Source organism: Phenylobacterium sp. (assembly GCF_036821595.1).
GTDB lineage: Bacteria > Pseudomonadota > Alphaproteobacteria > Caulobacterales > Caulobacteraceae > Phenylobacterium.
The window spans coordinates 1-18509 of record NZ_DAISJG010000051.1; the positions used below are offsets into that span (position 1 = coordinate 1).

19 protein-coding genes are annotated in these 18509 nt (G+C 72.1%); 10 read left to right on the forward strand and 9 right to left on the reverse strand.

All coding sequences use genetic code 11. From position 1 onward, the window contains the following. A partial coding sequence (locus tag V7Z97_RS16115; protein ID WP_334164456.1) for a class II aldolase/adducin family protein occupies positions 1–218 on the reverse strand: 218 nt, incomplete at its 3' end. 64 nt (positions 219–282) lie between these two features. Beyond that, positions 283–1776 (reverse strand): glycerol kinase GlpK, encoded by a 1494-nt coding sequence (gene glpK / locus V7Z97_RS16120; RefSeq protein WP_334164457.1) that lies wholly within the window; start codon positions 1774–1776, stop codon positions 283–285. Between the two features lie 114 nt (positions 1777–1890). On the opposite strand from glpK, the gene V7Z97_RS16125 reads away from it, so the two are divergent. From V7Z97_RS16125 to V7Z97_RS16135, 3 genes are all read left to right on the forward strand, one after another. Beyond that, positions 1891–3015, forward strand: a complete 1125-nt coding sequence (locus tag V7Z97_RS16125; protein WP_334164458.1) for a DUF2336 domain-containing protein — start codon at positions 1891–1893, stop codon at positions 3013–3015. A 42-nt stretch (positions 3016–3057) separates the two neighbouring features. After that, positions 3058–3840, forward strand: coding sequence for an NAD kinase (locus V7Z97_RS16130; RefSeq protein WP_334164459.1), 783 nt, complete (start codon positions 3058–3060; stop codon positions 3838–3840). 104 nt (positions 3841–3944) lie between these two features. Beyond that, positions 3945–4406, forward strand: coding sequence for an Hpt domain-containing protein (locus V7Z97_RS16135; RefSeq protein ID WP_442958042.1), 462 nt, complete (start codon positions 3945–3947; stop codon positions 4404–4406). A gap of 7 nt (positions 4407–4413) precedes the next feature. Here V7Z97_RS16135 and V7Z97_RS16140 read toward each other — a convergent pair whose 3' ends face one another. Continuing rightward, positions 4414–5196 carry an NUDIX hydrolase gene (locus V7Z97_RS16140; RefSeq protein WP_442958043.1) on the reverse strand — a complete coding sequence of 261 codons (783 nt, stop codon included), beginning with the start codon at positions 5194–5196 and terminating at the stop codon, positions 4414–4416. Between the two features lie 61 nt (positions 5197–5257). After that, entirely contained in the window at positions 5258–6403 is a 1146-nt protein-coding gene (gene spbR / locus V7Z97_RS16145; protein ID WP_334164462.1) for a pole-localized protein SpbR, read from the reverse strand. Positions 6404–6570: 167 nt separating this feature from the next. On the opposite strand from spbR, the gene V7Z97_RS16150 reads away from it, so the two are divergent. Beyond that, positions 6571–8352, forward strand: a complete 1782-nt coding sequence (locus tag V7Z97_RS16150) for an ATP-binding protein (RefSeq protein ID WP_334164463.1) — start codon at positions 6571–6573, stop codon at positions 8350–8352. A gap of 53 nt (positions 8353–8405) precedes the next feature. After that, positions 8406–9608: a CaiB/BaiF CoA transferase family protein gene (locus V7Z97_RS16155; protein WP_334164464.1), complete on the forward strand. Its 1203-nt coding sequence runs from the start codon at positions 8406–8408 to the stop codon at positions 9606–9608. On the opposite strand, the gene V7Z97_RS16160 is transcribed toward V7Z97_RS16155, so the two are convergent. After that, positions 9605–10432, reverse strand: a complete 828-nt coding sequence (locus tag V7Z97_RS16160; protein WP_334164465.1) for a transglycosylase SLT domain-containing protein — start codon at positions 10430–10432, stop codon at positions 9605–9607. The genes V7Z97_RS16155 and V7Z97_RS16160 overlap by 4 nt on opposite strands. A gap of 139 nt (positions 10433–10571) precedes the next feature. Between V7Z97_RS16160 and V7Z97_RS16165 the strand changes: the two genes are divergently transcribed. Then, positions 10572–11255, forward strand: coding sequence for an energy transducer TonB (locus V7Z97_RS16165; RefSeq protein ID WP_334164466.1), 684 nt, complete (start codon positions 10572–10574; stop codon positions 11253–11255). On the opposite strand, the gene V7Z97_RS16170 is transcribed toward V7Z97_RS16165, so the two are convergent. Continuing rightward, positions 11252–12421, reverse strand: a complete 1170-nt coding sequence (locus V7Z97_RS16170) for an acyl-CoA dehydrogenase family protein (protein ID WP_334164467.1) — start codon at positions 12419–12421, stop codon at positions 11252–11254. The genes V7Z97_RS16165 and V7Z97_RS16170 overlap by 4 nt on opposite strands. Continuing rightward, positions 12418–13437, reverse strand: coding sequence for an NAD(P)/FAD-dependent oxidoreductase (locus V7Z97_RS16175; RefSeq protein WP_334164468.1), 1020 nt, complete (start codon positions 13435–13437; stop codon positions 12418–12420). The genes V7Z97_RS16170 and V7Z97_RS16175 overlap by 4 nt, the downstream gene beginning before the upstream one ends. A gap of 118 nt (positions 13438–13555) precedes the next feature. Between V7Z97_RS16175 and V7Z97_RS16180 the strand changes: the two genes are divergently transcribed. Together V7Z97_RS16180 and V7Z97_RS16185 are read left to right on the forward strand one after the other, a co-directional pair. Further along, positions 13556–14143, forward strand: coding sequence for a hemerythrin domain-containing protein (locus V7Z97_RS16180; protein WP_334164469.1), 588 nt, complete (start codon positions 13556–13558; stop codon positions 14141–14143). Positions 14144–14150: 7 nt separating this feature from the next. Then, entirely contained in the window at positions 14151–14681 is a 531-nt protein-coding gene (locus V7Z97_RS16185) for a CinA family protein (protein ID WP_334164470.1), read from the forward strand. A gap of 1 nt (position 14682) precedes the next feature. Here the strand turns inward: V7Z97_RS16185 and V7Z97_RS16190 are convergent, their stop codons facing one another. After that, positions 14683–15816 carry a ferritin-like domain-containing protein gene (locus V7Z97_RS16190; RefSeq protein WP_334164471.1) on the reverse strand — a complete coding sequence of 378 codons (1134 nt, stop codon included), beginning with the start codon at positions 15814–15816 and terminating at the stop codon, positions 14683–14685. A 150-nt stretch (positions 15817–15966) separates the two neighbouring features. Between V7Z97_RS16190 and V7Z97_RS16195 the strand changes: the two genes are divergently transcribed. After that, positions 15967–17229, forward strand: coding sequence for a serine hydrolase domain-containing protein (locus V7Z97_RS16195; RefSeq protein WP_334164472.1), 1263 nt, complete (start codon positions 15967–15969; stop codon positions 17227–17229). On the opposite strand, the gene V7Z97_RS16200 is transcribed toward V7Z97_RS16195, so the two are convergent. After that, on the reverse strand, positions 17226–18176 hold the full coding sequence (locus V7Z97_RS16200) for a LysR family transcriptional regulator (RefSeq protein ID WP_334164473.1): 951 nt from the start codon (positions 18174–18176) through the stop codon (positions 17226–17228). The genes V7Z97_RS16195 and V7Z97_RS16200 overlap by 4 nt on opposite strands. Positions 18177–18280: 104 nt before the next feature. Between V7Z97_RS16200 and V7Z97_RS16205 the strand changes: the two genes are divergently transcribed. After that, positions 18281–18509: NADPH-dependent FMN reductase (locus tag V7Z97_RS16205; RefSeq protein WP_334164474.1), on the forward strand; the 229-nt coding region annotated here is incomplete at its 3' end.

Below are 18509 nucleotides of genomic sequence, written 5' to 3' on the forward strand. Positions count from 1 at the left end.
GAGGCGGTGATCTCCTCGAACAGCAGGCCGTAGGGGTTGATCAGGAAGTGGTGCTCGGGACCCGGGATACGGGCCGAGATGTGGGTGTAGATCAGGTCGTCCCACCCGTGCAGCGCCACCAGCCGGTAGAGGGCCGCGAGGTCCACCCGGGCCTGCCATTCCTCCGCGCTCACCTTGCCCTGCAGCGAAGGCACGCCGGCAACCGATCCGTCCGCCATGGCCCGTCTCCCAAATCCCTAAGTGGTTGCGCCCAGAGTCTTCCGGCTGGTGAACGGCGTCAAGTTAGCTCCTGACGCGGGTCAGGGCATCGAGCCAGCGGGCGTAGGCGGCCTCCCGGCGATGCTTGTCCATCGCGGGGGCGAACCCCTCCGTTCGCGGACGCGCCGCGGCGGCCTCCTCCAACGAGGCGTAGATCCCGGCGCCGACGCCCGCAAACAGGGCCGCGCCCAGGGCCGTGGTCTCCTGGTAGGTGGCCCGGCAGACGCTGATCCCGGTGAGGTCGGCGAGCCGCTGGCTGAAGAAGAGGCTTCGCGACATCCCCCCGTCGATCCGGAGCTCAACCCCGCCGTGGAAGGCCTCCGGCGCGTCGGCCCGCATGGCCTCGATGAGGTCGCGGGTCTGCAGGGCGCTGGCGTCCAGGGTGGCCTGGGCGATCTCGGGGAGGCTGGAATCGCGGGTCAGGCCGAAGATCGCGCCGCGGGCGCCCGCGTCCCACCAGGGCGCGCCGAGGCCCGTGAAGGCCGGCACCAGCACCACGCCGTGGTCCTCCCGCGCCCTGGCCGCGAGCTGCTCGGCGGCCTGCGGTCCGCCCGGCACCCCCAGGCCCTCGTTCAGCCACTGGACCGCCGCGCCGGCGATGAAGATGGCGCCCTCCAGGGCGTAGGTCGTCTTGCCCCCGACCCGGGCGGCGATGGTGGTCAGCAGCCGCGCCCGGGAGACCGGGGCCGCCTCGCCGGTGTTGATCAGCATGAAGCAGCCGGTGCCGTAGGTAGCCTTCATCTCGCCCGGACGGATGCACCCCTGCCCCATCAGCGCCGCCTGCTGGTCGCCGGCCACGCCGCGGATCGGCACGGCGCGGCCGAGCAGGCCCGCCTCCGTCTCCCCGAAGTCGCCGGCGCAGTCGCGGACCTCCGGCAGGAGCCCCAGCGGGACCCCGAGCATCTCGCCCATGGCCTGCGACCACTCGCCCTTGCGGATGTCGTAGAGCAGGGTCCGCGAGGCGTTGGTGGCGTCGGTGGCGTGGACGCGGCCGCCGGTGAGCTTCCAGATCACCCAGGCGTCGATGGTGCCGGCCATGAGTTCGCCGGCCTCGGCCCTGGCGCGGGCGCCTTCGACCCTGTCCAGCAACCAGCGGATCTTGGTCCCGGAGAAGTAGGGGTCGAGCAGCAGGCCGGTGATCTCGGTGACCTCGGCCTCCCGGCCCGCCTCGCGCAGGCGCTCGCAGAGGTCGGCGGTGCGGCGGTCCTGCCAGACGATGGCGCGGTGGATCGGGCGGCCGGTCGCCTTCTCCCAGACCACCACGGTCTCGCGCTGGTTGGTGATGCCGATGGCGGCCACCTCGTCCATGGACCGCGCGGCCTTCCTCACCGCCTCGGCGAGCACCTCGACGCAGGCCCGGAAGATCTCCTCGGCGTCGTGCTCCACCCAGCCGTCGGCGGGATAGTGCTGCTGCAGCGGGCGGCCCGCCTCGGCGAGCGCCTGGCCCTTGCGGTCGAACAGGATGGCGCGGGTGCTGGTGGTGCCCTGGTCGAGCGCCAGGATCAGCGGTTCGGCCATCGCGCGCGTCCTCCCAGGATCATGGTCAGCGGCCCTTTAAACATGTTTTCACACCGACTGAGCAGATTCAGCGCTGAGGTCCAGAACGGGCCTCGGGGCATCAGGGGATTGGGCTTGGTCACCGCCCAGGGCAGCCAAAGGCTGCTGGAACTCGCCAGGAGTCGTGCGCCGGGCGACCGCGAGCGCCTTCTGCTGGGCGTCGTGGAGCTGTGCGCCGCCGGCGGCGCGCCGGACGCCGTGGCGGCTCCCGCCGTCCAGGGCCTGCTGTCGTCGATCTTCATGAGCCTCGTGGTCGAGGCCGAGCGCGACATCCGCCGCCGGCTGGCCGAGCGGCTCGCCACGGCCCCGTGGGCGCCGCCCGCCCTGATCAACGTCCTGGCCCTCGACGAGATCGAGATCGCCCGCCCGGTCATCGAGAAGAGCCCGGTGCTCAAGGACCACGACCTGGTCCGCCTGCTGGTCGAGGCCACCATCGAGCACCAGATCGAGGTCGCCCGCCGCCCGCAGCTCAGCGGCGTGGTGGTGGCCGCCATCCTGCGCCAGGCCGAGCCGGCCGTCCTGACGGCCCTCGCCGGCAACGCCACCGCCGACCTCAACGACGAGGACATGCGCCAGCTCGTGGCCGCCGCCCGCAAGGTCGCGGCGCTGCGCACCCCGCTGTCGCGCCACCCGCGACTCACCGCCGACCTCGCCATGCAGCTCTACGTCTGGGTCGGCCAGTCCCTGCGCAATTCGCTGGTCGACCGCTTCCGGCTGGACGGCGCGGCGCTGGACCAGGCGATCGCCGACTCCCTGCGCGAGGCCCACGCCGGCGCGCCCGTGGACGCCGAGGGCCTGGTGATCGTCGCCCGCGAGGGCGAGCGCGAGGAGATGGAGCACAAGCTCATCGACAAGCTCCACGCCGCGGGCCAGCTCCGGCCGGGCTACCTGGTCCGCGCCCTGCGCGAGGGCCGGCTGTCGCTGTTCGCCACGGCCCTGGCCAGGCTCGGCCGCTTCGAGCCCCGCCACATCCGCCAGGCGCTGGACTGCGACCGGCCCGAGCTCCTGGCCCTGGCCTGCGCCTCGGTGGGTATCGACCGCAGCGTCTTCCCGACCATCCTGACCATGGTCCGCCAGCTCAACGCCGGCCGCCCCGGCGGCGGCGCGGAGGGCGCCCGGCGCGCCGCCAGCGCCTTCGGCCCCTCGCCCCCGCAGGCGGCCGCCGTCGCCTTCCGCCAGGCCGCCCGGATGGCCTCCTGAGGCGTTTGACAAGCGGCCGCCGTTGGCCGCTTTTGCCCGCCGATGTTCAACGCGCACCCCATGGTGACCCGCCTCGCCTTCGTGGCCAGCGACCGGCCCGAGGCGATCGAGGCCCGCGGCCGGCTGGCCCGGCGCTACGGCGACACGCCGGAAACCGAGGCCCAGGTGGTCGTCGCCCTCGGCGGCGACGGCTTCATGCTGGAGACCCTCCACCGGCTCATGGAGAGCGGCAAGCCGATCTACGGGATGAACCGCGGCTCCGTCGGCTTCCTGATGAACGAGTACAGCGAGGACGACCTGCTGGAGCGGATCAACGCCGCCGAGCGGGCCCTCATCCACCCGCTGCGGATGACCGCGGTGGACGCCCGCGGCGTCATGCACAAGGCGCTGGCAATCAACGAGGTCTCCCTGCTGCGCCAGACGCGGCAGACCGCCAAGCTTCGGATCTCGGTGGACGGCAAGGTTCGGCTGGCCGAACTCTCCTGCGACGGCGCCCTCGTGGCGACCCCGGCCGGGTCCACCGCCTACAACCTCTCGGCCCACGGGCCGATCATCCCCCTCGACGCCCGGGTCCTGGCGCTCACCCCGATCAGCGCCTTCCGGCCCCGGCGCTGGCGCGGCGCCCTGCTCTCCCACACCGCCCGGGTGACCTTCGAGGTGATGGAGGCCGACAAGCGGCCGGTGAGCGCCGTGGCCGACAACTTCGAGGTGCGCGACGTCACCGAGGTGCACGTGGCCGAGGACCGGGACGTGGGCATGACCATGCTCTTCGACGCCGGCCGGAGCCTCGAGGAACGGGTCCTGGCGGAACAGTTTTCCGCTTGAACAACAGAGGGTTGCATAGGCATCCCTTTGTTAACGGGTTCGGCGTACGGTGGTCTCCGAGTGACAGGAGGCCTCTCGTCGTGAGCCAACAGAACAGCGGTCAGATGATCCAGGTCCCGAACACCCTTCAGGCCAAGGTCGGGGGGAGCCGGCTGGGCGCCATCGACCCGGCCGCGATCGCCAAGGCGGAGGCCGCCCTGAAGAGCCTGTCGGGCAACTTCGCCCAGTGGCTGGCCGACGAGATCACCAAGCTCGACACTGCCCGCCAGGAGGTCCGCGCCACGGGGGCCACCGGCGAGACGATGGAATCCCTCTACCTGCGGGCCCACGACCTGAAGGGCCTGGGCGCCACCTACGGCTTTCCGATCATCACCCGGATCGCGGCCTCCCTGTGCCGGCTGATCGACGACAAGGCCAAGCGGGTCGGCGCGCCGATGCCGCTCGTCGACGCCCACATCGACGCCATCAAGGCCGCCGTCCGCGATGACATCCGGGAAGACACCCACCCGGTGGGCGCCGTCCTGGTGAAGGAACTGGAGGCCCAGGTCGCCGCCACCGGCGCCTGAGCATCCGTCACATCACCTTTTCGAGCGGCTCCTCGACCACGCCGTAGCCGGCGTCGGGCGGCAGGACCAGCACGCGCCCGCCCTCGCGGGCCTGAACCACCGGCTCCACGGTGACCAGGGTGCGGGCCCGCGCCCGGGCCACGGCGTCGTCGGCGCCGCCCGCCTCGGCCAGCAGCTTCAGGTTCATCCGCGTGGGGAAGATCACCTTGCGCCCGCCGGTCTCCGCCAGGCGAAGGGCCTCCGCCGGCTCGATCCATTCGGCGTCCACCGTCTCGCGCCCGTCGCAGGCGGCGAGCTGGTCGTCCGGGGCCTTCACCGCATAGAACCAGGTGTCGAAGCGCTTGGGCACGATGGCCGGGGTGATCCAGCGGGCGAAGACGGTGAGCGCGCCGAGGTCGAGCCGGGCGTCGATGCCGGTGACCACGTCCAGGAAGGGCGTGCGGCCCTGGTCCACCGCCTCGCGGACCTCCATGGGACAGGCCTCCCCGCCGATCGGTTCGCCGTTGCGCCGGTGGGCCAGGAGGATGCCGGCCTCCTCGAACACCTCGCGGATCGCGGCGATCCGCAGGCCCCGCTGCTCGGCGTCGAAATCCTCCCAGCCGACGACATGGTCGGCCCAGGCCGGATCATGGTCGCCCGCGTGGGTCTTGCCGCCGGGGAACACCAGGGCCCCGGAGGCGAAGTCGATCTGGTGGTGCCGCTTGACCATCAGCACCTCGAACGACGGGTCGTCGCGCAGCAGCAGGATGGTGGCGGCGGGCTTGATATCGGCGGCGGACATGGCCGGCAGCTTGGAATCGCGCGACGGGGCCGGCAAGGCGGACCCCGCGTCAACGGGAGCGCGCCGGGGGCTAGGCGCTTTCCTTCACGGCCTCGGCGCGGGTGGTGCGGGACAGGCGGTCCATCTTGTCGATCAGATAGTCCACGTCCTCGCGGGCGGCGGCCTGCGGCTGGGTCAGGAAGCGCTGAATCATCCGCTCCTGGAAGCGCTCGCGGTCGCGGGCGCCGCCGTCGAACTCCATGGAGTGGAAGGTGTCCACCGCCGCGCGGAAGGCGGGGAACAGGCGCGCCGGCAGGCCCGCCCGCTCGTAGATGGCGCGCAGGCCGAGCGGCCCGGCGTCGTGGATCATCAGCCAGGTGCGGTGGTGCGGCACGCCCGCGAGCTCCGCCACGCCCCACTCGAAGAAGGTCATGTGCCCCTGGGCGAGCGCCCGGAGGAGCAGCGAGGGCGTCAGGTTCTGGCTGCGGTTGAGGTGGGCGACGAAGGCCTTCACATCGGCGGCGCGGCCGGCCTGGTCCACTAGGTCGATGGTCGCCCGCTCGGTGGAGCCCATGGCGATCTCGAGGGCGGTCTGCGGCGAGAGCGCGTGGTGACTGACCAGGTGGTCGCGGACCTGCTCGCCCACCAGGGCGATCAGCCGCTCGGTGACCGACAGCGGCAGCGCCTGGCGGTAGGCTACCGCGGCCAGCACCCTCTCGGACTTCTCGAACCGGTCGATCACCCGCTGCAGGGAACGCTCGGCGAAGTCGGCGTTGTCGTTGGCGCAGGCGGTGGCGACGGCGCGCTCCCCGCCATGCTCGGAGATGGCGTCGGTGACCTTCCGCGACAGCTTCGGGCGCTTGGCGATCGCCAGCTGGCGCACGGGCCCGCCCAGCCGGACGATGTCGGAGAGGTCCTCGTCGGTGAAGGCCGGCGAGAAGCTGAGCATCGGCAGGGCGACGGTCTCCACGTCGCGGGCCAGCTTCAGGGCCACGTCGCGCGGGACGAGCGGGGATTCCTTGAGGGTGACGGCCAGGGCCCGGCGGACCAGCTCGGCGGCGTCGCCGGCCATGATCCGCAGGATCTCGGCGGCCAGGGCGCGGTCGTCCTCGGTGAGCGGCAGACGGTCGATGTTGCGGCACAGCTTGTGCGCCGCAGCCGCCCGCTCGTCGGGCGTCGCGCCTTTGACCAGCGTACGGATATCCTCGTCCGTCAACGCTGCGCGCGTCGTCGCCATGGCCCCTTCTGGTCCCCTTCGCAGGACCGTTTTAGTCCCACGAGTCGAGCCTGGCACGGGCATGCTTAACGCCGGGTTGCCGGCCGAATCTGTTGATTAACTTTCTCACGTAACGGGCCGCCAACCGCGTTGGCCGCACACTCCGCGCGAAAGGGAGACCCCGTCGCGTGCGCCAGCCATCCGCCATCGAGCCGCCTCGCGGCGGGCTTTCCGTCGGCGAGCAGGCGCTGCAGGCGCAGACGGCGCTGCTGCCCTATGCCCTGGCCGCCTTCGGGATCTGCCTGCCGGCCTACGTCTGGGCGGGCAGCCATGCGCCGAACGCGGCCTGGATGAGCGTCAGCTTCGTGATCTTCGCGATCGGCTGGGGCGCCTTCTACGCGGTGGTGAACTGGCTGAAGCAGCCGCAGGCCGCCGACCCGCGCCGCCGGGCCCGGGTGCAGCTGATGGGCGGCCTGATCTGGGCCGCCGCCATCGCCCAGATCGCCGCCTTCGCCGAGGGCGCGGGCCCGTTCCGCGAGCCCCTGCTGCTGGCCGCCCTGGGCGCGGCCGTGGTCTGCGTGGTGTTCACCGCCCCCTGGCTGCCCAGCCTGCTGATCGTGGCGCCCGCCGCCCTGGCCGGGCCGCTCGTCGGCCTGTTCAGCCGCAGCGAGAGCCGCGAGGTGGCCCAGATCAGCTGGGGCGCGGTGGCGCTGGCGCTGGCGCTGGGCCTGGTGGTCAACCGCATCCTGCGCCGCCAGTTCGCGCTGGCCGCCGAGCGCGAGGTGCTGATGGCCGACCGCGCCGAGCAGGCCGAGGCGGCCCGAAGGCTGGCCCGCTCCAAGTCCGACCTCGTGGCCACCCTGGGCGACGAGATCCGCAACGGCCTGACCGGCGTGGCCCATGTGCTGGCCGCCGCCTCCGGGCGCGGCGGCCGCGCCGCGCCGTCGCGGGCCCAGCTCTCCGCCGCCCTCGACGCCGCCAACGACCTCTTGTCGGTCCTGGAGACCACCCTCGACGCGGAGACCGCCGAGGCCGGCCGCCTGACCGTGCGGCCGCAGCCGGTGGACGTGGTGGGGCTGGTCCGCGACCTCGCCCTGCTCGCCCGCCCGCAGGCCGCCGCCAAGGGCCTGGAGCTGCGCGTCCACGTGGCGCCGGAGCTGGCGGCGACCTCGGGCGCGGCCGTCGCCGACCCGGTGCGCAGCCGCCAGGTGCTGGCCGGGCTGATCGGCAACGCCGTGAAGTTCACCGTCCGCGGCCGCGTGGAGGTCCGCGTGGCGCTCAACGAGGCCGGTCGCCTGGCCGTGGAGATCGTCGACACCGGGCCCGGCCTCACCGAGGACGAGCTGGCGGTCGCCTTCGAGCCGTTCCAGCGGGTGGCGCGCACCAGCGCCGGGACCACCGGCGCGGGCCTGGGGCTGACCCTGTCGCGCCAGCTCGCCCGCCTGATGGGGGGCGAGCTGCGGGCCCACAGCGCGCTGGGCGTCGGCTCCTGCTTCACCCTGGAGCTGCCGTTCGACCGCCACGCCACAGCCGCCCCGCCGCTCGAGGCCGGGCCCGAGAAGACGGAGCGCCGCCGGCTGCGCGTGCTGCTGGCCGAGGACGAGGCGCTGAACGCGGCCATGCTGCGCGCCCACCTGGAGCAGCTCGGCCACCAGGTGGTCCACGCCGCCAGCGGCCAGCGGGCCATCGAGCTCGCCCGGGTCTGCGACCTCGACCTGATGATGATCGACGCCCGGATGCCGGGCCTGGACGGCCACGAAACCATCGGGGCGCTCCGGGCCATGGACGGCCACGCCGCGCTGACGCCGATCGTCGCCCTGATCGGCGGCGATCCCGAGGAGGCCCGCGACTGCCTGGCGGCCGGCGCCGACGCCCTGCTGCGCAAGCCCGTCACCGTGCCCGCCGTCGCCCGGGCCATCGCCGAGGCGCTCGCCTCCGATCCCGCGGCCAACGACCGAGTCGTAGCGTAAGCCGCGACCTGCTCTAGAGTGGCCCCAAGCAAGACAAGAGCTGGGGACGACGCGTGCTGCTGGACGGCCTGAAGGTCATCGATTTCTCCGCCTACATCGCAGGCCCCGGCGCGGCCGGCATCCTGTGCGACTGGGGCGCCGACGTGATCAAGGTGGAGCGGCCCGGCGGCGACGCCATGCGCCACACCCTGGCCGACGTGAAGAGCCAGCTCTCCGGCAACCCGGTCTTCGACCTCGACAACCGCGGCAAGCGGGGGATCGTGCTGGACATCGCCAGGCCGGAGGGCCGGGAGGCGCTGGCGAAGCTGGCCGCCCAGGCCGACGTCTTCCTGACCAACGTCCGCCCGGCCTCGCTGCGCAAGCACGGCCTGGACGACAAGGCCCTGCTGGCCGTGAACCCCAGGCTCGTCTACGCGGTGATCACCGGCTACGGCCTGGAGGGCCCCGACGCCCACAAGCCGGGCTTCGACGTCACCGCCTTCTGGGCCCGCGCGGGCGTCGCCAACATGATCCCGCCGAAGGGCTCCGAGCCCTTCATGCTGCGCACCGGCGTCGGCGACCACACCACCTCGCTGGCGACGGTGTCGGCGATCCTGGCGGCGCTCTACGAGCGTGAGCGCACCGGCAAGGGACGGCTGGTGCAGACCTCCCTGCTCGCCACCGGCGTCTATGCCCTGAGCTCGGACCTGGCGATCCAGATGAAGTTCGGCCGGCTGGCGTCCCTGAAGCCGCGCAGCCAGCCGATGAACCCGCTGGCCAATGTGTTCCGCAGCGCCGACGGCCACTGGTTCGTGCACAACCCGCGCGGCGCCTCGGGCGGCTGGGAGACCTTCTGCCAGGTGGCGGGCCGGCCGGACCTGATCGACGACCCGCGCGCCGCCACCGGCCGCCTGCGCCGGGAGAACACCGTCGAGATCACCGCCGAGTTCGACAAGGCCTTCGCCGCCCTGCCGATGGCCGAGATCGCGCGGCGGCTGGACGAGGCCGACCTCGTCTGGGCGCCGGTGCAGACCCCGGCCGAGGTGGTCGCCGACCCGCAGGTGGCCGCCGCCGGCGCGATCCTGCAGGTGGAGGACGGCGAAGGCGGGACCTATCCGCAGCCGGCCGCGCCGGCGGTGTTCCCGGGCGTCGAGACCGGTCCCCGGCCGCCGAGCCCAGGCCTGGGGCAGCACACCCGCGAGGTGCTGGCCGAGGTCGGCTACGGCGAGGCGGAGATCGAGGCCCTGCTGGCGAGCGGCGCTGCCGAAGCGAACTAGCTGTCGTCGCGGGCGTCGGAGAGCAGGCGCAGCATCTCGCTGGTGAAGATCGAGCCGGTCAGCCGGGTCCCGACGCCGAGCTGGTCGGCGGGCTGGGAGCCGCGCAGGATCAGGGCGACCAGGGCGTCCTGCTGCTGGATGCGGTCGGCGCGGCGGGCCGAGGCGTACTGGATGAAGCCGCCGTCGGGCTCCGGCGCGGCCTCGCGAGGCGCGGTGGCCTGGCCGGTCCCGCCGGTCTTCGTCAGGTTGGCGTAGACCTCGGCCACCGAGGCGGCGCGGCCCTCGCGGTAGAAGATGGTCTTGTTCGCGCGGGCGGCGTCGGGGAAGAGGTGGGCGGCCTTGGCCTCGGGGCGCGACTGCATGGCCTCGATCAGCTTGGCCGACCCCTGCGGGCCCAGGAAGTGGGCGGCGTAGAGCTCGCCGGCGGTCGGCGCGCGCCCCACCCGCCCCTTCAGATAGGCGGCGTGGTCGGAGGCGAGCTCGCCGGCCATCAGCGAGGCGGCGTGGGGGTCGAGGCGCAGGTCCATGACCGCCCGGCGGGCCTCTGAGCCATCCACGCGGAACTTGCCGTCGGCGCCCCGGGTGATCAGCTCGGCGTAGCGGGCGTAGCCGTACTTCGAGCCGTGGGTCTTCAGCGTCTGCAGCCAGGTCTGCTCGACGAACTGGAAGAGGCCGGCCGCCGAAGAACTGGAGGCCTTGGCGTGCGGGTTGAAGCCGCTCTCGCGGTCCGCGGTTCGCATCAGGAACGAGAAGTCGACGCCCGTGGCGTGCGACGCGCGCTGGATCGCCGTCTCGACCGCCCCGCGGATTCCCTGGATCGCCATGACCCCGAGTCCTGGGCCCGTATGGTTAATGCGGCGCTAACCATAGCCGGCGAACGGCCGCTTGACGCAGCTGGGGATAGGGTTTCTTCTCCGCTCTGCAACATTGTTTCAATATTGCAGCAAACGAGGAGGACACGCCGTGATCGCCCGCCAGTTCGTCCCGCTCACCTTCGACTCCCGAGGCGCCGGACGGCCCAGGCACCTCACCGCCGCCATCGGGATCTCGATCGGAGTCCACGTGGTCGTGGGGGCCTATGTTGCGTACATGAAATTCACCGCGCCGGAGCCGCGACCGATTGTCGAGCCGCCGCCCCTGATCGTCCAAACCTGGACCCCGCCGAAGCCGCCGCCCCCCGCGACCCCGGTCGAGAAGCCGCCGATCCGGCTGCATGATCCCGTCGTCACGAACGTCCCGATCCACGTCGACCCGCTGCCCCTGGATCCCCCGAAGATCGACGTCGCGCCCGATCCGGGACCGGCGGTGACGCTCGACCCGCCGCCGCAGCCGGCGCGCGACCCGGTGATCCGCTCACCCAACTGGGTGAGGAAGCCGGGCGCGGAGGAGCTGGCGCGCTACTACCCCGAGCGGGCCCAGCGCCTGGGCCTCGAGGGCCGCGCCTCCATCGGCTGCTCGGTGACGGCGAAGGGGGCGCTCACCGGCTGCGCGGTGGTCTCCGAGACCCCGGCCGACGCCGGATTCGGCGAGGCGGCCCTGAAGCTCGCCCGCTTCTTCCGGATGAGCCCGCAGACCGTCGACGGCCAGGCGGTGGACGGCGCGCGGGTGGTGATCCCGATCGCCTTCCGCCTGCCGAACGACACCTAGTAGCTGCGCGGCAGGCCGAGGACCCGTTCGGCGAGGAAGTTGAACACCATCTCGCGGCTGATGGGGGCCAGGCGCGCGATCATGGACTCGCGGAAGTAGCGCTCCACGTCGAACTCCTTCGCATAGCCCATGCCCCCGTGGGCGAGGACCGCGGCCTCGCACGCGTGGAAGCCCGCCTCGCCGCCCAGGTACTTGGCGGCGTTGGCCTCGGCCCCGCACTCGCGGCCGGCGTCGTAGAGGGCGGCGGCCTTGAAGGCCATGAGGTTGGCCGCCTCCAGCTCCGCCCAGGCCTTGGCCAGCGGATGGGCGACGCCCTGGTTCTGGCCGATGGGCCGGCCGAAGACGACGCGCTCCTTGGCGTACTGGGCGGCCCGCTTCAGCGCCGCGCGGCCGAGGCCCACCGCCTCCGCCCCGAACAGCACGCGCTCGGGGTTCAGCCCCTCCAACAGGTAGTAGAAGCCCCGCCCCTCCTCGCCCACCAGGGCGTCGGCCGGGACGTGCAGGCCATCGATGAAGACCGAGTTCGACTCCACCGCCTTGCGGCCCATCTTCGGGATCGGCGTGGCCTGGATCTTCGAGCGGTCGAAGTCGGCGTAGAACAGGCTGATGCCCTGCGTGGACTTGGCCACCTGGTCGCGCGGCGTGGTGCGGGCGACGATCAGGATCTTGTTCGCCCGCTGGGCCGAGGTGGTCCACACCTTGCGCCCCGAGATCACCCAGCCGTCGTTCGTGCGCTCGGCGCGGGTGGTCAGGCTGGTGGTGTCGAGGCCCGCGTCCGGCTCGGTGATGCCGATGCAGAGCTTGTCCTCGCCGGAGATCAGGCGCGGGATCAGCCGCTTCTTCTGCTCCTCGCTGCCGAACTTGGCGAGCGGCATGGGGCCGAAGATGTTGAGGTGCAGGGCGCTGGCGCCGGTGAAGCCCGCGCCGCTCTCGGTCACCGCCTGCATGGCGATCGCCGCCTCGGTGAGGCCGAGGCCCGAGCCGCCCAGCTCCTGGGGCATGGCGGCGCCCAGCCAACCGGCCTCGGCCATGGCGGCCACGAAGGCCTCGGGGAACTCGCCGGTCTCGTCGGTGCGCCGCCAGTAGTCGGCGTCGAAGCGGGCGCAGAGGCGCAGCACGCTCTCGCGGATCGCCTCCTGCTCGTCGGTGAACCAGAAGCCGGTCATGCGCCTCCCCCGAACCTGGCCGGATGCAGCCGGGCGGCATAGGGGCCAGGATCACGCCCCGTCACGCAAGCCGCCACCACCTGGGCGACCAGCGGCGCCAGCAGCCAGCCGTTGCGCCGCGCGCCGGTCGCCAGGATCACCCGCTCCGTGCTGGAAGGGCCCACCATCGGCAGGCCGTCCGGCGTCGCCGCCCGCACGCCCGCGAAGACCTGCGGCCGCGCGCCGGCCAGCGCGGGGAAGAGCCCGACGCCCGCACTCAACAGCCGTTCCGCCTGGGCCGGATCGGGGTTCGGATCGGAGACCCCCACCTCCATGGTGGCGCCGAGCGCGAGCCCGCCGTCGCCGGGCACGGCGTAGACGCCCGGCGCGCGCACGGTGCACAGGCCCTGCGGGGCCCCGGCCAGCCGCAGGATGTGGCCCTTGATCGGCGTCAGCCGCGCCAGCTCGGGCGCGACGTCCGCAAGCCCCGGGTCGGCTCCTGTCGCCACGACCAGCCAGTCCCCCTCGCCGGCGTCGGCGGCGCGTCGCGTGCGGAACGCCACGCCCGCCGCCGTCGCGGCCCCCCGCAGGGCGGCCATCGCCGGGCCCGGCTCGAGCCGCCAGTCCTCGCGGGTCATGAGGCCGTCGGCGAAGGCCGGCGACAGGCCGGGCGCCAGGTCCTCCAGGGTCACCCTGGGAAGCTCGGTCATGCGCAGACCCAGCCGCACGAAGCCGGCCTGCAGGGCGCCGAGCCAGTCCGGCGGGCCGACACCGACGGCGCCCGAGCGATCGAGCGCCACGCCCGCCCGCGCCTCCAGCGCCGGCCACAGGTTCCGCGCGGCCATCAGCAGGTCGAACGCGGGCGCGGCCTCCGGATCCAGCGCAGCCTCGAACGCCGGGGCGATCATGCCCCCGGCCACCGCCGAGGCGTTGGCTTCGGGCGCCGGGTCCCACACGGTCACTTCACAGCCGGCGTCGGCCAGCGCGAGCGCCGAACACAGACCCAGGGCGCCCGCGCCCGCCACCGTCACTTTCACGCCCCGGCTCATGGGGCCTAACGAGCGGCTGCGCCTGCGAAAATCAAGCGGAACCGGCGTCGGCTGGACGGGTTGAGGAAAGTGGAAGGCTCACCCGGGCCTCCAAGGAGAGGGATCCATGGCCACCACCGGCACGTCGAGCAGCGGCGGCAAGTCCGCGCGCAGCAAATCCGCGTCCAGCAAGAGCTCGGCCGCGAAGAAATCCACCGCCAAGAAGAGCACGGTCCCGGTCGCCCGCGGCAACGACGCCGTCGCCGTCCTGAAGCGTGACCACCGCGAGGTCGAGCGGCTGTTCAAGCAGTACGAGAAGTCCAAGGAAGACGACGCCCGCAAGCAGGAAATCTTCCAGCAGATCGCGCTCGAACTGAAGGTGCACACCCAGATCGAGGAGGAGATCTTCTATCCGGAGTCCCGCGAGTTCGTGAAGGAGCAGGACACGGTCAACGAGGCCGTGGTCGAGCACATGTCCGCCAAGGACCTGATCGCCCAGCTCGAGGCGATGGAGCCCTCCGACGAATACTACGACGCCAAGGTCACCGTCCTGAAGGAGATGATCGAGCACCACGTCGAGGAGGAGGAGCAGGAGTACTTCCCCGAGGTGCAGAAGAAGGGGATGGACACCAAGGCCGTCGGCGAACGCCTGCTCGCCCGCAAGGAAGAGCTGATGGCGGAGCTTGGCGGCCCGGGCAGCCGCGCGACCCACTAGGCCCTCCATGGCCGAGGCGCTGGATCCCGCAATCCCCACGGCGGTGGACGAACTGGCCCAGTCCGTCCTCCGCGGGGCCTGCGACCGCGACCTGAAGCTGGCGGCCGCCGAGTCCTGCACCGGCGGCCTGCTGGCGTCCCTGCTCACCGACATCCCCGGCACGTCGCACGCCTTCGAGCGGGGCTTCGTCACCTACACCGACGAGGCCAAGCACGAGATGCTCGGCGTGCCGATGGAGATCCTGCAGAGCGACGGGGCGGTGTCCGAGCGCGCCGCCCGGGCCATGGCCGAGGGCGCCATCGCCAACTCCTGCGCCGACATCGCCGTCTCGATCACCGGCTATGCGGAAGGCGGCCCTGGCCAGCCGGCGGGCCTCGTCCACTTCGCCTCGGCGCGGAAGGGCGGTCCCACCGTCCACAAGGAGATGCGCTACGGCGACGTCGGCCGCGCCGAGGTGCGCCTGCGCGCCCTCGACACGGCCCTGCGCATGATGCGCGACCAGCTCGACGCCGAGGCCGGCGCCGCCGACGCGGCCTGAGCTACTCCGCGGCGATGCTGACCGGCTTCGCCGAGCGGTCCTTGAAGTTGATCTCCTGGAGGTACTTGATCCCCTCCTCGGCGATGTCGTCGCCGACCATCTTGTCGCCCTCGCCCTTCAGCTCGTCCATGTCGACATAGGTGCCGTAGAAGGCCTTGGTGCGGCCGGTGATCAGGCCCGCGTTGAGCAGGGTCTTGATCAGGACCCGGAAGATGTTCGACTGGGTCTTCAGCCGCTCGCGCCGGGCCTCGTCGTTCTGCACGATCTCCCGGAACTCCACGAGCACCCGGTCGGGGTCGAGGCCGAAGTCGCGGTAGACCTGGGCCTGCTGCTGCGGGTTGCCGAGGTTGAACAGCAGGGCCTGGAAGCAGTGGGCGGCCCAGTCCTCGACGATGTCGCGCTCCTCCTGCGTCATCCGCGGGATGGTGCGGTCGGCCCAGATCTTCCCGAACTTGTGGTGGAAGGCCTCGTCGGTCATCACGAGCTGGAAGAGCTTCCGGGCCAGGGGATCGCGGTTGTACTTGAAGCCGGTGGCGAAGGCGCCCATCGCCAGCCCCTCCACCAGCATCTGCATGCCGATGATCTTCTTGTAGACCTCCGGCGCGGCGATGATCTCCACGAGCAGCTGCTGCAGCATGGCCCCGCAGGGCCGCGGCCGACCCCAGCGGGCCTTGATGTACTTGGCGAAGGCGGTGACGTGGCGGGCTTCCTCGCGGGTCTGGTTGGCGGCGTATTCCTGCGCGCCCTGGTCCTTCAGCACGTGGCAGAGCGAGGCCGACAGGTTCAGCGCGCCCTGCTCGCCGTGCAGGATCGAGGAGAACTGCCACAGCGCCATCTCGTTGATGAACTTCGCCTTCTGGCCGGTCTTCTCCAGGTGCTCCAGCACATAGGGGATGCCCAGGCTCATCACCTGGTCGTCGGGCAGGAGCGCCTCGTTCTCCATGTCCCAGGGCTCGGAGAAGTCGATGTACTTGGGGTCGAGCGGGTCCCAGAAGTGGTCGTGGGTCGCCGAGATGATCTTGTCGAAGGCGGTGGAGCGGGCGCCGTAGCGGTCCAGCTCCAGCATGGACTCGAAGTCGTCCGGCGCCACGGCGTCGTAGAGGATGTCCTTGGTGATGTTGCCGTCGGCGGCCATGCGCTGTCCTCCTCGTTTCCCGAGAGGAAACCACCGATTGCCTAGGTGAACAACGATCTCCTTACCGCTCCCGCGCCGGCAGGCTTGCCACCCGGTTTACGGCTTTCCACAGTGCCGGTGCGGTGTGACCGCTATCAGAGGGGGTGGAAGATGGTCCGCAGGATGGGAGCGCTGCTGGCGGCGCTGTGGCTCGGCCTGGCGGGGGCGGCCCACGCCCAGGCGCCGGCGCCGGTGCGGATCGAGAAGGCCCGCATCGACGCGGCGCTGACGCAGATGGTCGAGAGCGGCCGCACCGCCGGGGTCTCCGCCCTGGTCTGGCAGGACGGCCAGGAGCGCTATTTCGGGACCGCCGGCTTCGCCGACCGCGAGGCGCAGCGGCCGATGCGCCGCGACACCCTCGTGCAGATCTGGTCGATGACCAAGCCGGTGACCGGCGTGGCCCTGATGCAGCTCTGGGAACAGGGCCGCTTCCGGCTGGACGATCCGGTCGCCGACCACCTGCCGGAGTTCGCCGCCGCGCGCGTCCAGGCGGGCCAGGACGCGGACGGGAAGCCGATCTACCGCGCGCCGAAACGCACGATGACCGTGCGCGACCTGATGCGCCACACCGCCGGCCTCTCCTACGGCTCCGGCCGGACGCCCGCGGACGACGAGTACCGGCGGCTGGAGCCCCTGGCGCTCACCCACGACCTTTCCGAGATGGGCCGGCGGCTGGGCCAGGTCCCGCTGCTGTTCGACCCCGGGACCCAGTGGGGCTACTCGGCCGCCGTCGACGTCCAGGCCCTGCTGGTGGAGAAGCTCTCCGGCATGCCGTTCGAGGCCTATGTGGAGAGCCGGATCTTCGCGCCGCTGCGGATGACGGACACCGGCTGGACCCAGCCGCAGGAGGCCCTGCCGCGCTTCGCCGCCACCTACACGGCGGGCGCCGGGGTCCTCGCCCGCCAGCCGGACGCGCAGACCCGCGCCCGCAACTTCGCGCCGCGCCAGCTGACCATGGGCGGGGCCGGGCTGGTCTCCTCGCTCGACGACTACATGCGCTTCGCCCGGATGCTGGTGAACGGCGGCGAGCTGGACGGCGCGAGGATCCTGAAGCCCTCCACGGTGCGCCTGATGGCCACCGACCACCTCGACCCCAGCGTCACCGAGCGGATGTGGCTGCCGAGCAAGGGCAAGGTCGGGTTCGGCCTCGGCTTCGCCGTACGGACGGCCCAGCCGGCCGACCCGAAGGAGAACCGCGGCGCGGTGGGCGAATTCTTCTGGGACGGGGCGGCGTCGACGCTGTTCTGGGTCGATCCGGCCAACAGGCTGACCGCCGTCTTCTTCACCCAGAGGCTGCCGTTCGACGGAACCCTGCACACCGACTTCCGCGAGGCCGTCTACGGCAAGGGCTACCTTGGGCCGAAGGGCGACTAGGCCATTTCGCGGGCGATCTCGGGGCTCGGCGGGTGGCGCGAGCCCCAGCCCTGGTGCCACTCGGGCTCGCCGGCGTAGCGCTTGGCCAGGAAGTCCACGAACACCCGCACCTTGGCCGCCAGGTGCCGGGCGTGCGGATAGACGGCGTGGACGTGGATGACCTCGGGCTCGAAGTTGCAGAGCACGGGCACGAGGCGGCCCGCCCGCAGGTCCTCGGCCGCGGCGAAGGCGGGCGTGCGGATGATCCCGAAGCCCAGGCGGGCGGCGGCCACGCAGCCCTCGGCGCCCGAGAAGCTGAGCCGGCCGTGCACGCGCACGTCGTGCTGCTCGCCGCCCGCCCGGAAGCGCCAGACGGTGGGATCGCGGGCGTTGGTGTCGAGCACCGCCTCGTGGGCGGCGAGGTCCTCCAGCGCCTGGGGCGTGCCGGCGCGGGCGAGGTAGTCGGGCGCGGCGCAGGTGACCAGGCGCACGGCGGCGAGCTTGCGGGCGACCAGCGAGGAGTCGGTGAGCGCCCCGATGCGGACCGCCACGTCGACCCCCTCCTCCACCAGATTGACCATGCGGTCCGTCGAGGCGACGTCGAGGGCCACGTCCGGGTAGGCCTGGGCGAAGTCCAATAGCGCCGGCGTGAGCTGGCTGGCGCCGAACGAGACGGGGGCAGAGATGCGCAGCAGCCCCTTGGGCCCGGTCTGGTCGCGGACCGAGGTCTCCAGGCTCTCGAAATCCTCGAGAAGCTGGCGGGCGCGCTCCAGGTAGGCCCGGCCGGTATCGGTCAGCGAGACGTCGCGGGTGGTGCGGTTCAGGAGCCGCGCGCCCAGCCGGTTCTCCAGCCGGGCCACCAGCTTCGACACCTGGGCGGACGAGACCCCCAGCCGCTTCGCCCCCTGGGTGAAGCTGCGGGCGTCCGCCACGGCGGTGAAGGCGCTGATCTCGTCGAACCGGTCCATGGCCACTGTTTCCTTTTCGGCACGAAACTTATGCCGCCGGCTCCGATTATCAACAGCGGGACGGAGGCCCATTTCGGTCCCACGCCATTCAACGAGGGAAAGACATGACCCAGCCCCATACCGTCGCCGTCATCGTCGGCAGCCTCCGCAAGGACTCCGCCAGCCGCAAGATCGCCAAGGCCATCGCAAGCCTGGCGCCGGCCGGCCTCGAGTTCCGGTTCGTGGAGATCGGCGACCTGCCGCACTACGACCAGGACCTGGAAACCGACGCCCCGCCCGCCGCCTGGACCCGCTTCCGTGACGAGGTGGGCGCAGCCGACGCGGTGCTGTTCG